Raw genomic sequence first — 12948 nt, forward strand, 5'->3', positions numbered from 1 at the left:
CTCCGCGAGCTGTTAACTATTCACTGTTAACTGTTAACTGCCCGACCCTCTAGCATCGAGGTTCTACGAGGTGCACAATGGGCCATCATCGACTAAACATATCGACACCATGACATTAACAGAACTTCGCTATCTAGTCGCCCTGGCCCGTGAACGCCATTTCGGCCACGCCGCCCAGGCCTGTAACGTCAGCCAGCCAACCCTCAGTGCCGCCATCAAGAAGCTGGAAGAACAGCTCGGCATGCCCCTGTTCGAGCGCCGTCCCCGAGAAGTGGTGGTGACCCCGCAGGCGGAGCCCATCGTCACCCAGGCACAGCGGGTACTGGAGCAAGCCGACCTGCTGTCGCAAATGGCCCTGAGTCAGCGTGACCAACTGGGTTCCCCCCTGCGTGTTGGCGCCATTTTTACTGTCGCCCCCTATCTGTTCCCGGCCATGGTGCCTCGAGTACGCAAGGCGGCCCCGGACATGCCTCTGTTTATCGAGGAAAACTACACCCACGTATTGCGTCGTAAACTGGAACACGGCGAGCTGGATGCCATCATTGTGGCGCTGCCGTTCTCCGGTGGTGGTCTGGTGCGGGCACGCATGTACGAAGAGTCGTTCTCGGTATTGCTGCCCAAGGACCACGCCTGGTCCTCGCAAAAGAAAATCGCCCCGGAACAGCTGCTTAACGAAACCCTGCTGCTGCTGGGCGAAGGCCATTGTTTCCGGGACCAGGTGCTGGAGCTGTGCCCGGCCATCGATTCTCAAAGCCAGAAAAACCTGGTGCAGATCGAAGGTGGCTCCCTGGAAACCCTGCGCCACATGGTGGCCGGCGGTCTCGGGGTCACGGTGTTGCCCAACTCCGCGCTCTATCAGCACGGCTATGACAAAGACACCTTTACCGTTCGTCCCTTCGAGGAGCCGGTCCCGTCACGAACCATTGCGCTGGTCTGGCGTGACAGCTTCCCGCGTCCCAAGGCCATCGAGGTACTGCGCCAGGCCGTGCCCAAGGAAGGACTGTCGGGGTAAACGTGTCGACACACGAGTGACGGGTGACGAAGTGCAAAAGCGGTTTTGCCTTTCGACACTCGCTCCTCGCAACTCGCTGACGGAACGCATTATTGATGGCCAGTGATTCTCTCTCCAGCCTCCCACTGAATCGCCTCAAGGGCGTGGGACCGGCTGCGGCCGAGAAACTGACCAAGCTGGGGCTGCACAATCTGGAAGACCTGCTCTTCCATCTGCCCTTTCGCTACGAGGACCGCACCCGCATTACCCCCATTGGCAGCCTGCGACCGGAAACCGGGGTGGTCATTGAAGGGGAAGTCATGGCCGCCGATGTGGTCTTCGGCCGCCGCCGCTCCCTGCTCTGCAAGGTGGCAGACGGCACCGGCATGGTCACGCTGCGTTTTTATCACTTTACTGCCGCACAGAAGAACAACCTGGAACGGGGTCGGCCGATCCGGGTATACGGCGAACCCCGCCCGGGAGCCGCCGGCCTGGAGTTCTATCACCCCGAATACCAGATCGCCCATGGCCACCAGCCGCTACCGCCGCTGGAAAAAGCGCTGACACCGGTATATCCCACCACCGATGGCGTCAGCCAGAAAACCCTGCGCAACCTCACCACCCAGGCTCTGGCGTATTTGCAGGCACACCCGCCCCGCGAGCTGATTCCTTCCACCCTGCTGGATCAGAGCGGCCTGCCCAGCCTCACCGACGCCTTGACCAAGCTGCACAACCCGCGCCCGGATGACCCGGTCAATCTGCTGCTGGAAGGCCAGCACCCGGCAGTGCAGCGCCTGGTGATGGAAGAGATGGTGGCCCACCAACTCGGCATGCTGCAAAAACGGGCCGGGCAGAAAGCCTTTCATGCCCCCCGGCTCACCGGCACCACCCTGTTCGATCGCTTGCAAGCCAGCCTGCCCTTCGCTCTGACCGGGGCGCAACAACGGGTCATCGCCGAACTAATGAAAGACATGGGACAGCCTCATCCCATGTTACGGCTGGTGCAAGGGGACGTGGGCTCCGGCAAGACACTGGTGGCCGCCGCCGCCGCACTGGCCGCCATTGAGGCCGGCTACCAGGTGGCACTGATGGCCCCCACCGAACTGCTGGCCGAACAGCACCGTGACAACTTCCGCCAGTGGCTCTCGCCGCTGGGCATCGAGGTGCACTGGCTGGCCGGCAGCCTGGGGGCAAAGGCACGCCGCGAGACCAACGCCGCCCTGGCCGATGGCAGCGCCAATATCGTGGTCGGCACCCATGCCCTGTTTCAGGATGCCGTACAGTTTCATCGCCTGGGCCTGACCATCATTGATGAACAGCATCGCTTCGGCGTCCAGCAGCGTCTTGCCCTGCGGGAAAAAGGCCGCTTCGAGACCCGCCACGGGGTACAGGTGCCCCATCAGCTGGTACTCACGGCCACACCCATCCCCCGCACCCTGGCCATGAGTGTGTACGGGGATCTGGATACATCGGTGATCGACGAAATGCCGCCGGGGCGCAAACCCATCGATACGCTGGTGCTGCCGGAAGGGCGTCGCCCCCAGGTAATTGAACGCATCAATGATGCCTGTCAGGCCGGCACACAAGCGTATTGGGTTTGCACCCTGATCGAGGAATCCGAAGAACTGCAAGCCCAGGCCGCGGAGGCCACCTACGAGGAATTACAGGCGGCGCTGCCTGACCTGACCGTGGAACTGGTGCACGGACGCATGAAGGCCAAGGAAAAGGCGGAACGCATGGCGCGCTTCTCCTCCGGCCAGGCCCAGTTACTGATCGCCACCACCGTGATCGAGGTCGGCGTGGATGTGCCCAACGCTACCCTGATGGTGATGGAAAATGCCGAACGGCTGGGACTGGCACAACTGCACCAGCTACGGGGCCGGGTAGGCCGGGGGGGCGAACAGAGTTACTGCCTTCTGCTCTACAAGAGCCCGCTATCGCTGACCGGCAAACAACGCCTGGCGGTCATGCGTGACACCACCGATGGCTTCGTGATTGCTGAAGAAGATTTGAAACTGCGAGGTCCCGGCGAGTGGCTGGGCACCCGCCAGACCGGTGACCTGGCGTTCCGGATTGCCGATCTGGTGCGTGACGAAGCGTTGATGGAACCGGCCCGCAACGTGGCTGACCGGCTACTGCAGGAGTGCCCCTCGCTGGTCGACCCACTCCTGCGGCGCTGGCTCAAGGGCGGCCAGGATTACGCGGATATTTGATGGCAAGCACGCGCCTATTCCCCCGCCAGAATTTTCACTGGCATCCACTTGTGCTTCAAGCGCATCAGCTCACCGTTGTTCATCCATAAGGTCAGCACGTCATCCACTTCTTTCTTCAATTGCACATTGTCCTGACGCAACACCCAGGCCAACGGCTCTTCCGTAAGCGGCTTGTAGAGCCCTAATAACGTTCCCTGATATTCACGACGGTTCGCCAGATTCCAGACTGTCGGCGCATCATGTACGTAGGCATCCACGCCACCATTCAACAACGCCATCATGGCCTCGTCATTGCTATCAAACCCGACGCCATTAACACTACGGGCATTGACCAGCGCTTCCCCGGTGGTGCCGTTCTTGAACCCGATACGAAAACCGCCCCTGAGTAGTACACCCGGGGCCGCCAGTTTGGCTGCGTCCTCCAGTCTGACCACGGCCATCTGACCGATATACGTATAAGGCAAACTGAACAGGTAATCACGTTGTCGCTCTTCCGTAATTGAAATACCCGACATGATCAAATCAATGTCGCCACGGTCCAGAGCATCAAACAAGCCGGAAAAGTCATACTCCATAAACTGGACCGGCCGACCCAACGCATCACCGAGCTGATGGGCAAAATCCACTTCCAGTCCCGCCAGCTCACCCTCCTGGTAAAAAACGATAGGTGGATAATCGGCCATCACTCCTACCCTGAGCGGATTCCCCGGAGTCTCATGGGTACTGGCGCACCCTGCCAGCACCACCCATACCACCAGCCACAATCGTCGTAAGATTCCCATGCACACTCCTTAACGCCAGATACCTGTTAACTGTAATCATCGTACTCATTCGAGAGTGCGAGCGATGCAATTATTTGAACCTTTTCCTGCCCATCGCGGCCATTCTCGTTCAGGATGTCGGGACCGGAGCCCGCCAAAAGGAATTTGTTCATGCGCACCAGCCTCAGCCCCATTGTGACACTTGCGTCCCTGCTGATTTCCGTCAACGCCCTGGCGGACAACCTGACCGGTGACGAAAAATTCTCCATTACCGCCGGGGGGTACCACGTGTTTCGCGCAGACACCACCCTTTCACTGGTCAGCCGCAATGCAGGCGCCGGCGCCGCACTACGGCCGGCCGACACCCTTGGCCTGGATCTGGAAAACACCGTTTTCAAGGTAAATGGTCGTTACCGGTTCAGCCCCAAATCCCAGGTGGTGCTGTCCTGGTACAAAGTAGACTCCAGTGCAACGCGCCACCTTGAATCCGATGTGGAATGGGTAAACCCGGATGGAGACGATATCACCATTTCCGCAGGAAGCCGGGTAAGCAGTTCACTGCAATATGATATATCCAAAGCCAGTTACTACTGGTCTTTTTACCACAACGACAAGGTGGAGCTCATGGCAGGGGCCGGGTTGCATGTCTCCCGCTTCGCTATCGATCTGGATGTGCTCAACACCCCCCTGGGGACCCCGTCAAGCCAGCGCACAGAAAACGCCGCAACCACCCTTCCGCTACCCACCCTGGGCTTTGGCCTTAATTATCAGGTTAACCCCAAACTTTATTGGTACCTGCGTGGCGAGGGGTTCTATCTGGAGTACGACGACTGGCGCGGCATGTTTACCGATATTGAAGTGGGCATGGAATACCGGTTGTGGAAAGGGCTCGGGGCAGGTATCGGCCTGGCCACTGATAGTCTGGTCGTTACCGAAACCACCTCCGACTACAAATTCCGCTACGACAACCGTTTAAGCGGGGCACATTTTTACCTGTCCTGGACACACTGATTTCGCTGGCACGGGGGGCGGGGCAAGCGTATGATCGCGCGCCCTCGCCAGACTGGCTGGCGGGCTTCATTCATCTTCAGGAGGTACTCCCCATGGCCAAAGGCCCGAAACCCCTGCGCAACTGGGCGGCAATGGACCCATTGATGCGCAAGGGGGGTGCCCATCAGGCACCCCGCGAACAACTGCGCCCGCGACTGGACTGGCGTCAGGCTCTGGACGAATTCGATGACTGGCAGGCTCCCCTGCACAGCGACGATATCGAAGGGCCGAAAGGCCCTTCGTGCGTTATGGGCCGCTGGCGGCGACTTTCATCAACTTGCTGACGGTTTTCGTCATTGTTGTCCGGCACGCTCACGCTATCCTGCTCAGAACCGACAAGTTCTGAGCAGGACCCTTTATGGCCAACAAACGCATTCTCGTCACCGGTGCCACCGGCGCCCAGGGTGGCGCGCTCATTCCCCTGCTGCTGGAGCAGGGTTTTGCCGTTCGCGCGCTCACCCGCAACCCGGACAAGCCCTCCGCCCGTGCGCTCTACCACCGGGGCGTGGAAGTGGTGGCCGGTGATCTCGACGACAGCGTTTCCCTGCAGCTGGCTTGCAAGGACTGTTATGGCGTCTTCGCCGTGCAGAATTTCTGGGAAAAGGGTGTGGGTTATGACCGCGAGATCGAGCAGGGCAAGCGCCTGGCCGATGCCGCAGCCGCCGCCGGTGTACAACATTTCCTGCAAACGTCCGTCGCCGGCTGCGAAGAAGCCGGCAACGTGCTGCACTTCGCCAGCAAGTGGGAAATCGAGCAGCACATCGAATCCCTGTCACTCCCCTTCACCATGCTCCGCGAAGTGTTCTTTATGGAGAACTTTTTCGAACCGGTGATGGGCAACAAGGGCAAAAAAGCCATAAACCCGGCCCTGGTGCTGGCCACCCTGGACGGCTGCCTGAACAAGGATGTGCCGTTTCACATGGTGACCGTGGAAGACATTGCCCGCGTCAGCGCGGCGATTTTCGCCGCGCCAGAGACCTGGCTTGGCCAGAAACTGGACCTGGCCAGTGATGTGCTGACCGTGGCGGACATGAAAGCGATCTACCGCCATGTAACCGGCAAGCGACCGCTGCCGATCAAGATCCCGTTATGGGCCCTGCGCCTGAGTAACGCAGAAGCCGCACGGCAATATGTCTGGAATAACGAGGTACGCTGGCGCTTCCCGCTGGCGCCACTGCAACAGCAATTCCCGTTCCTGACCTCGTTCGAATCTTTCCTGCGCCAGCGCCTTAATACCCCGGCCTGAATTCATTACGGAGACCACCATGCCCGCCATTCATGCTGAACACTGCTACCCGCAGAGCGCCAACACCGTGTGGCAGCGCATCCACGATTTTGCCGATCTGCAGAGCTGGTTGCCCGGCGTTACCGGCTGCACTGTAGAAGGGGAAGGCGTCGGCGCGATCCGCACCGTGGCCACGGCCAACGGAGGTGAGGTGGTGGAGGAACTGGTGGGGTATGACGACGATGCACGGCAGTTTTCCTACCGTATCCTCAAGGCCCCGGGGGTCAGCGCCAGTGCCGACTTTGTCGCCACGCTCACGGTACTGGGCGCCGCCGGTGGTGGTTGCAAGGTGACTTGGCAGGCCGATTTTCGGGCCGGCAACAACGCCCCGGCAGACAAGGTAGAGAAAGCCCGCCAGGGCGCCGAGCAAATGTACCGTTTTTGCCTGTCACACCTGGCCGGCTTGCTGGACAGCGAGTAACCCTCATGGGGCGCCTGATTCAGCCCTCACAGATCCAGAGTTTGGCTGCGTCCAGCTGGTCGCGGGGAAACACCTGAACATCGATGCCCGGCAGCAGCTTGTCGGCCAACACGCCCAGCCGGCGCAGCCAGTCTGAGTCGGTGACCACGGCCTCGCGCTCAAACTGCCTCCAGTGGCGAAGACCAAACTTCAAGTCTTCAAACAGGGCATCCATAGCCACACCACCAAAGGTTTCCATTTCTGCGTAAAAGCGCACCTTGTCGTGTTTTTCCAGCGCCGTCTCCAGTGCGGCAGCCACCGTTTCGAATTCCGGGCGGGTAATTTTTCCGGAAATCCGCGCACCTACCACCCGGCTATCGTCGAAGGGAATCAGCGTCAGCATACGTGCCTCCCCTGTGTCACTGTCGTAGCTATCGTCCCATCAGGATTCGTTACCTGCCGTCAGGGCCCGCCAGTTTTGTTTGGCCGCCGCCCAGCTTTCCTGGAATTGCTGTTTGGCTGCATCCCAGTTTTCCTTGCCGGCTTCCTGCATGGACTGATAGCGGGTTTCCAGCTCTTTCTGTTCCTGCTTCAATGCCGACAGGGCTTCCTGCTTTTGCAGTCTGGCATCCTGGGAAAGTTCCTGCCACCGGCTGTCGATATCCGCCTGCAGCAGGGTCATCTGCTGTTGCAGTTCATCCAGCGCATGGCGAGCCACCTGCATGGCTTCGTTTTTCTGCTCAACAGAATACTCGCGGATGTCCTCCATGGACTCTTCCATCTGGACTTCCACTTTCTCCGGTTCCGGCGTCTTGATGTTGGGCACACCTTCGGTACTGTCCGCCCAGGCAGCGGCGGTCGTCACCAGCATCAGGGTGGCAGCGGCCAGGATTTTGTGGGTCATGGGAGCTCTCCTTGATTCTTCGCTTGTCTTCACTGTGACAGACAAAAGGCGAAGATGACTCCCGGGAATTTGCAAAACCAGGTTAATTACCCGGTGCAACACCCCACAGACACCGGCCTGCGGGGGGCAACAGAAAGGCGAACGATCAGGCGTTAAGGATGTAGGCAAGCATCTCCACGACCTGCTCGGGTGTGCGGGCCACCGCATCCGCCGCGGCGTCCACTTCCTTGAGGGGGTGATCATGCTCTTCGTCATGCAGGATAATCATCGGGGTGCCCAAGGCGGCGGTGTAGCCTGCATCAAACGCCGCATTCCACTGCTTGTACTTGGGCCCAAAGCGCACTACCACCAGGTCCGCTTCATCAATCAGTTTGCGGGTGCGGATACCGTTGATACCTGCGCCCAACCGGTCTTCCCAGAAACGCTTCTCTTCGGCGCCCAGGATATTCACCCCAACCTTGTCACTGGCTTCATGATCCGTCACCGGACTGCTGAATTCGATATCCAGCTCCTTGTCAGCACAGCCCTGAATGATACGCTCACGCCAGTCGGTATGAATTTCGCCGGAAAGATAAACAGTCCAGAAGCTCATAGCGGTGTCTCCCTTGGGTTTCAGTGCGTGGCAGCATAGTGACAGCGGAGCCGGGTTGCAAAAACGCCCCTTGAACCCGACCGTTGGCTGCCGTTAAATGCCTGCAGTTTTTCGGGTAGGAATGAAGGGTGTCCCATGCGTATGACAATTGTGTTCTTGCTAGGTGTAATACTGCTGGCAGGATGTGACAGCAATAACGACCCCTCGCCGACCTCCACAGGCGACACGGCAAGCCCCTCTACCGCCGCGAATTCTCCCGGCCAACTGGTGCGGGTACTGCACAACCTGGACCGTACCGACCCTCAGTGCGATGGTGAGCATTGCGCTCGCGTCAGCATCGAATGGATCACCTTCGAAGACCAGCCCGAGCTGAACCAGGCGATCGAAAACCGTCTAGCCGCCGTGCTGGTGCAACAGGAAGGCAACGCCACCCATGACGGAACCATTGAAGGACTGGCCGAGGCGTTCCTGGCCGATGCCGCCGACATGGCCATGGGCTCCCAGGGCTGGAGCCTGTCCGCCAGGCTAAGCAAGGAATCCCGACGTGGCGACCTGCTCACCCTGCGCATCGAAAGCCATGAATACACCGGCGGCGCCCACGGCAACCCGGCCGTGACCTTTTTCCACTGGGATCTGGCCCGCCAGCAACGGCTCGCCCTCGACGATCTGATCGTCCCCGGTCAGCAAGACACCTTCTGGGCACTGGCCCGTGACGCCCACACTCAATGGCTGGACCAACAGAAACTGGACCAGAACTTCCGCGACAGCTGGCCGTTTGACCAGACCGACCAGGCGTACTTCAGCGAACAGGGACTGGTGCTGCTCTATAACGTCTACCACATCGCGCCCTACGCCATGGGGCAACCGGAGCTGACGCTGCGCTACGACGCACTGGAAGGCGTGATCCGAGACACCTATCTGCCTTGACCTTGCCGGGTTCAGGACAAGAGCCAGCCGGTGGGAGCGTGCTTGCACGCGAAAGGTTTCAAGACAGAACTCGCTGGCGCTCGATTCGCTTGCAAGCAAGCCCTCACTGCAGGCTGCCACACACTGTGGGAGCGGTGGTTCCACCGCGAAAAAAAAGCCGGGCAAGGCCATCGCGGTCAGACGACCGCTACCACTCTCATTGCCCCGCTTGTGGGCGTAGAATCACCTGCAAGGCGCCCTAGAATCGTCCTTCCTGGCCCTGCACCAGCATCAGCAGGAAAACCAGCTCTGACAGAATCACACTGGCGCCGAGCGCATCGCCGGTGTAACCGCCCAGGCTGCGACGCAACATGGCGCCCCACACCAGCACAACGGATACCACCGCCATCAGTGCTTCCAACGCTACGCCGGCCACCAGTGCCAGCGCCGCCACACCGGCCACCGCCACCCCCAGCCGCTGGCCACTGAAGCCTTCTGCCACAGGCTTGCTCTTGCTGGTGTCCGGGTCACTGACATAGACCAGCGCTCGCATCAGGCACAACGGCGTCAGGCGACTGATGGCCGGGGCCAGCAGCAGGGCAAGCCACACCGGCTGCATGTCGGTCAGCAAGGCGACTTTCAATGCCAGTGTCACCCCCAACGCCACCGCCCCGTAGGTGCCGATCCGGCTATCCTTCATGATCTCCAGGCGCCGCGCCACGGTATAGCCACCGCCCAGCCCATCAGCACAATCGGCCATGCCATCTTCATGGAAGGCGCCGGTAATCCACAGGTGAAAGCCCAACACCAGCAGCACACACACCTGCGGCGACCAGAACCCGGCCAGCAGCGTATAGAGCCCCGCATACAGCCCACCCAACAACAGCCCTACCAGCGGAAAATAGACACTGCACTGGTTCATCAACCGCTGACTGTAATCCACTGTCACCGGCACCGGGATCCGGGTAAGAAAGCCCATCGCCAACCAGAACGCCTGCCATTCCCGGCGCAGGCCTGCGGCCGTCGTTTGCTGCTCAGTCATTCATGAATCCTGCTGTCGAAAGGTATCCGGGCTAACACCGTACCAGCGACGAAATGCCTTACTGAAATTGCTGGCGTCAGAAAACCCCAATCGATGCGCCACCTCTGCCAGGCTGTCGCCACCGCGAACCAGTTGTGCTGCACGCTCGGCTCGCCAGCCATCCACCAACTGGCGGTAACCACTGCCCAACTCTGACAGACGCCGCCGCAAGGAACGCTCACTCATGGACACCGCCGCCGCCAGTGCCGCCAGGCCGGGCACAGCATCCCCCTGGGCCCGTAACAACCCTTGCAGGGTGAGGATCAGTGGCGGGGTGGCATCCAGCGCTTCCAGCTCCTTGCTGGCCAATTGTTCATGCTGGTGCCACAGGCCCGCATCCCCCAGCAGCAAAGGTTGCTGCAGACACTCCCGCGAGTGCCAGACGATATTCCCCTGCTGCTGGAACAGCACCGGGCAACCCAGCACCGCTTGCCAGGCAGCGGCGCTGGCAGGGGCAGTACGCTGCAGCGTGACCTGAGAGACGCCGCCCTCGGGATAAAGCCGTCGCAGATTACCCACATGCGCTGCCACGAAGGCATCAATTGATGCGGGATGGAGAACCACATCCGGCAAGCAGCAGATTTCCAGCCCCACCGCCTCCGGCCGTTGCTGTAACCGCACGATCACGCCGGTGGAAATCAACCGCTGGTAACGCACCGCCACGTCCAGAATATGGCCAATGGTTGGCGCCGTCTGAATCAGCAACCCCATCACTCGCAGATGCATGGGCAACGATGTTTTGCCCACCTGCAACCCTATCGCCGGTTCGCCGCTGCGTTCGGCAGTCAATGTCCATAACCGGGTCATGGCGGCCGTGGGGACCCGGCCACCGGGGTTGGCCTTCAAGGCATCCAGATCCAGCCCCGCCTCCCTGATCAAGGCGACCCCGTCCACCCCATAGCCATTGAGGGTTTCCAGCACGGCCAAAGGCCAGGCGGCCACCGTGGTAGAGGCCATGGAATCAGTGGCCACGAAGCACCGCACTCTGGCCAGCCGGAACCTTTGCCAACGATCGAGTCGGCACTAGCCTGCGGGGATCATCCACAAGACAAGAGAACATCATGCGCTACCTGTTTGTTGTGTTTGCCGCCCTGTTGGCGGCGTGCGGCGAAGAGCCCTTGCCCACCAGTACGACCCAGCTCGCCCCGGAGGCACTCAAGGCCCATAGCGACCTGTTCCGAAAAGGCGTCGAAAAAGTCACCGACGGAGTCTATGTGGCCATCGGTTACGGGCTAGCCAATTCCATTATGCTGGAAGGGGACGATGGCATCATCATCGTCGACACCATGGAAACGGAAGAAGAAGCCCGTGAAGTGCTCGCCGCATTCCGTACCCTCACCGACAAACCCGTCAAGGCCATCATCTACACCCATAACCATACCGACCATGTGTTCGGCGCAGCGGCGTTTGCCGAAGGAAATGACATCCCGGTCTATGCCCATGAGAGCACCAGTTATTACATCAACCGGGTGGTCAATCAGATCCGGCCGATTATCACCGCGCGTTCCATGCGCATGTTTGGCAACCACCTGCCTCACGGCGAACACATCAATGACGGTATCGGCCCCCATCTGGGCATAACCCCGGACAGCCAGCTCTATGCCTTGCCGCCCACGCACACCTTCAAGGACTCGCTGTCCGTCAACATCGCCGGCCTGCAGATCGAACTGGTCCACGCTCCCGGTGAAACCGAAGATCAACTGTTTGTCTGGCTGCCGGAAAAGCGTACCGTGCTGACCGGCGATAACATTTATCAGACCTTTCCCAATCTCTACACCATTCGCGGTACCTATTATCGGGACGTGAAGCAGTGGGCCAACAGTCTCGATACGATTCGCGAACTGGGTGCCGAGCACCTTGTGCCCAGCCACACCCGCCCGGTTCACGGCGCAGACAAGGTGGCACAGCTACTCACCGACTACAGTGATGCCATCAACTTTGTTCACGACCAGACCCTGCGCTACATGAATCTGGGACTGACCCCGGATCAAATTGTGGAAAAGGTGCACCTGCCCGAGCACCTGGCCAGCAACCCCTGGCTACAGGAGTTCTATGGCAAGGTCAGCTGGTCGGTGCGCTCGGTGTTTGACGGCTACCTGGGCTGGTTCAGCGGTAACCCCAGCGAACTGCAACCGCTGGCGGAAGAGGAAGAAGCCCGACGCATGGCGGAGCTGGCCGGAGGCCGCGATGCCCTGCTGGACAAAGCCCGACAGGCATTGGCGAATCAGGATGCCCAATGGGCGCTGGATCTCAGTGATCATCTGATGCTGCTCAAACCGGATGACGATGCCGTCAAAACCCTGCGCGCGGATGCGCTGCGCCAGCTCGGTGAAAAAGAAGCCAATCCCAATGCCCGCAACTATTACTTCACCGTTGCCCGTGAAGTCGCGGACGGGTTGAATCCGGCTTTCCGTACACAAATGAGCGAGGACTTCCTGGCCACCCTGCCCATCGAGAATTTCCTCCAGGCCATGCCGGCACTGCTAAAGGCGGAAGACACACTCGACGAGAACGTAGCGCTGGGTTACGCCTTCCGTGACAGCAATAAGCAATTCACACTGCGTATTCGTCGTGGCGTGGCCAAGGTTCACACCGGCATTGATGACGATGTGGTCGCCACGCTCGACACCACCGAAGCCACCTGGAAGGCCATTGCTGCCGGCATCCAGAACCCTGCCACCGCCCTTGCCGGCGAGGCCCTGGATATCGACGGAAGCACCCTGTCCGCCATGAAAGTGCTGGGTTACTTCGAGAAGATCGACTGA

General features: G+C 60.1%; 14 protein-coding genes. 8 read left to right on the forward strand and 6 right to left on the reverse strand.

Features of this window, described 5'->3' with window-relative positions:
* Positions 1–109: 109 nt before the first annotated feature.
* Positions 110–1012, forward strand: a complete 903-nt coding sequence (locus tag D4A39_RS07720) for a hydrogen peroxide-inducible genes activator (RefSeq protein WP_022985767.1) — start codon at positions 110–112, stop codon at positions 1010–1012.
* Positions 1013–1107: 95 nt separating this feature from the next.
* Positions 1108–3204 carry an ATP-dependent DNA helicase RecG gene (gene recG, locus D4A39_RS07725; RefSeq protein ID WP_119917809.1) on the forward strand — a complete coding sequence of 699 codons (2097 nt, stop codon included), beginning with the start codon at positions 1108–1110 and terminating at the stop codon, positions 3202–3204.
* A gap of 14 nt (positions 3205–3218) precedes the next feature.
* Here the strand turns inward: recG and D4A39_RS07730 are convergent, their stop codons facing one another.
* Positions 3219–3986 (reverse strand): ABC transporter substrate-binding protein, encoded by a 768-nt coding sequence (locus D4A39_RS07730; protein ID WP_022985769.1) that lies wholly within the window; start codon positions 3984–3986, stop codon positions 3219–3221.
* 150 nt (positions 3987–4136) lie between these two features.
* Here D4A39_RS07730 and D4A39_RS07735 point away from each other — a divergent pair, with 150 nt between their 5' ends.
* The 4 genes from D4A39_RS07735 to D4A39_RS07750 all read left to right on the forward strand — a co-directional run bounded on the left by D4A39_RS07735 (position 4137) and on the right by D4A39_RS07750 (position 6721).
* Complete coding sequence (locus D4A39_RS07735; protein WP_119917810.1) at positions 4137–4976, forward strand: hypothetical protein; 840 nt, start codon at positions 4137–4139, stop codon at positions 4974–4976.
* A gap of 92 nt (positions 4977–5068) precedes the next feature.
* On the forward strand, positions 5069–5299 hold the full coding sequence (locus D4A39_RS07740) for a hypothetical protein (protein WP_022985772.1): 231 nt from the start codon (positions 5069–5071) through the stop codon (positions 5297–5299).
* Between the two features lie 74 nt (positions 5300–5373).
* Positions 5374–6261 (forward strand): NmrA/HSCARG family protein, encoded by an 888-nt coding sequence (locus D4A39_RS07745; protein ID WP_119917811.1) that lies wholly within the window; start codon positions 5374–5376, stop codon positions 6259–6261.
* Between the two features lie 19 nt (positions 6262–6280).
* On the forward strand, positions 6281–6721 hold the full coding sequence (locus tag D4A39_RS07750; protein ID WP_119917812.1) for an SRPBCC family protein: 441 nt from the start codon (positions 6281–6283) through the stop codon (positions 6719–6721).
* A 19-nt stretch (positions 6722–6740) separates the two neighbouring features.
* On the opposite strand, the gene D4A39_RS07755 is transcribed toward D4A39_RS07750, so the two are convergent.
* The 3 genes from D4A39_RS07755 to D4A39_RS07765 all read right to left on the reverse strand — a co-directional run bounded on the left by D4A39_RS07755 (position 6741) and on the right by D4A39_RS07765 (position 8196).
* Positions 6741–7103, reverse strand: a complete 363-nt coding sequence (locus D4A39_RS07755) for a SpoIIAA family protein (RefSeq protein WP_022985775.1) — start codon at positions 7101–7103, stop codon at positions 6741–6743.
* Positions 7104–7142: 39 nt separating this feature from the next.
* Positions 7143–7604 (reverse strand): hypothetical protein, encoded by a 462-nt coding sequence (locus D4A39_RS07760; protein WP_022985776.1) that lies wholly within the window; start codon positions 7602–7604, stop codon positions 7143–7145.
* Between the two features lie 145 nt (positions 7605–7749).
* Positions 7750–8196 (reverse strand): YtoQ family protein, encoded by a 447-nt coding sequence (locus tag D4A39_RS07765; RefSeq protein ID WP_022985777.1) that lies wholly within the window; start codon positions 8194–8196, stop codon positions 7750–7752.
* A 135-nt stretch (positions 8197–8331) separates the two neighbouring features.
* Between D4A39_RS07765 and D4A39_RS07770 the strand changes: the two genes are divergently transcribed.
* A complete protein-coding gene (locus tag D4A39_RS07770; protein WP_119917813.1) occupies positions 8332–9123 on the forward strand; it encodes a DUF3298 and DUF4163 domain-containing protein in 792 nt (263 codons plus the stop codon).
* Positions 9124–9361: 238 nt separating this feature from the next.
* On the opposite strand, the gene cobS is transcribed toward D4A39_RS07770, so the two are convergent.
* Together cobS and D4A39_RS07780 are read right to left on the reverse strand one after the other, a co-directional pair.
* Complete coding sequence (gene cobS, locus D4A39_RS07775; RefSeq protein WP_119917814.1) at positions 9362–10144, reverse strand: adenosylcobinamide-GDP ribazoletransferase; 783 nt, start codon at positions 10142–10144, stop codon at positions 9362–9364.
* Positions 10145–11155: an AraC family transcriptional regulator gene (locus D4A39_RS07780; protein WP_119917815.1), complete on the reverse strand. Its 1011-nt coding sequence runs from the start codon at positions 11153–11155 to the stop codon at positions 10145–10147.
* An 89-nt stretch (positions 11156–11244) separates the two neighbouring features.
* Here D4A39_RS07780 and D4A39_RS07785 point away from each other — a divergent pair, with 89 nt between their 5' ends.
* Complete coding sequence (locus tag D4A39_RS07785) at positions 11245–12948, forward strand: alkyl sulfatase dimerization domain-containing protein (protein WP_119917816.1); 1704 nt, start codon at positions 11245–11247, stop codon at positions 12946–12948.

Origin of the sequence: Alcanivorax profundi (assembly GCF_003597125.1) — a bacterium.
GTDB classification, from domain to species: Bacteria; Pseudomonadota; Gammaproteobacteria; order Pseudomonadales; family Alcanivoracaceae; genus Alcanivorax; species Alcanivorax profundi.

Coding starts and splice junctions, on each gene's coding strand:
- recG (WP_119917809.1), top strand. CDS start 1,108: ATGGCCAGTGATTCTCTCTCCAGCCTCCCACTGAATCGCCTCAAGGGC.
- D4A39_RS07755 (WP_022985775.1), bottom strand. CDS start 7,103: ATGCTGACGCTGATTCCCTTCGACGATAGCCGGGTGGTAGGTGCGCGG.
- D4A39_RS07765 (WP_022985777.1), bottom strand. CDS start 8,196: ATGAGCTTCTGGACTGTTTATCTTTCCGGCGAAATTCATACCGACTGG.
- D4A39_RS07740 (WP_022985772.1), top strand. CDS start 5,069: ATGGCCAAAGGCCCGAAACCCCTGCGCAACTGGGCGGCAATGGACCCA.
- D4A39_RS07745 (WP_119917811.1), top strand. CDS start 5,374: ATGGCCAACAAACGCATTCTCGTCACCGGTGCCACCGGCGCCCAGGGT.
- D4A39_RS07750 (WP_119917812.1), top strand. CDS start 6,281: ATGCCCGCCATTCATGCTGAACACTGCTACCCGCAGAGCGCCAACACC.
- cobS (WP_119917814.1), bottom strand. CDS start 10,144: ATGACTGAGCAGCAAACGACGGCCGCAGGCCTGCGCCGGGAATGGCAG.
- D4A39_RS07720 (WP_022985767.1), top strand. CDS start 110: ATGACATTAACAGAACTTCGCTATCTAGTCGCCCTGGCCCGTGAACGC.
- D4A39_RS07785 (WP_119917816.1), top strand. CDS start 11,245: ATGCGCTACCTGTTTGTTGTGTTTGCCGCCCTGTTGGCGGCGTGCGGC.
- D4A39_RS07735 (WP_119917810.1), top strand. CDS start 4,137: ATGCGCACCAGCCTCAGCCCCATTGTGACACTTGCGTCCCTGCTGATT.
- D4A39_RS07730 (WP_022985769.1), bottom strand. CDS start 3,986: ATGGGAATCTTACGACGATTGTGGCTGGTGGTATGGGTGGTGCTGGCA.
- D4A39_RS07770 (WP_119917813.1), top strand. CDS start 8,332: ATGCGTATGACAATTGTGTTCTTGCTAGGTGTAATACTGCTGGCAGGA.
- D4A39_RS07760 (WP_022985776.1), bottom strand. CDS start 7,604: ATGACCCACAAAATCCTGGCCGCTGCCACCCTGATGCTGGTGACGACC.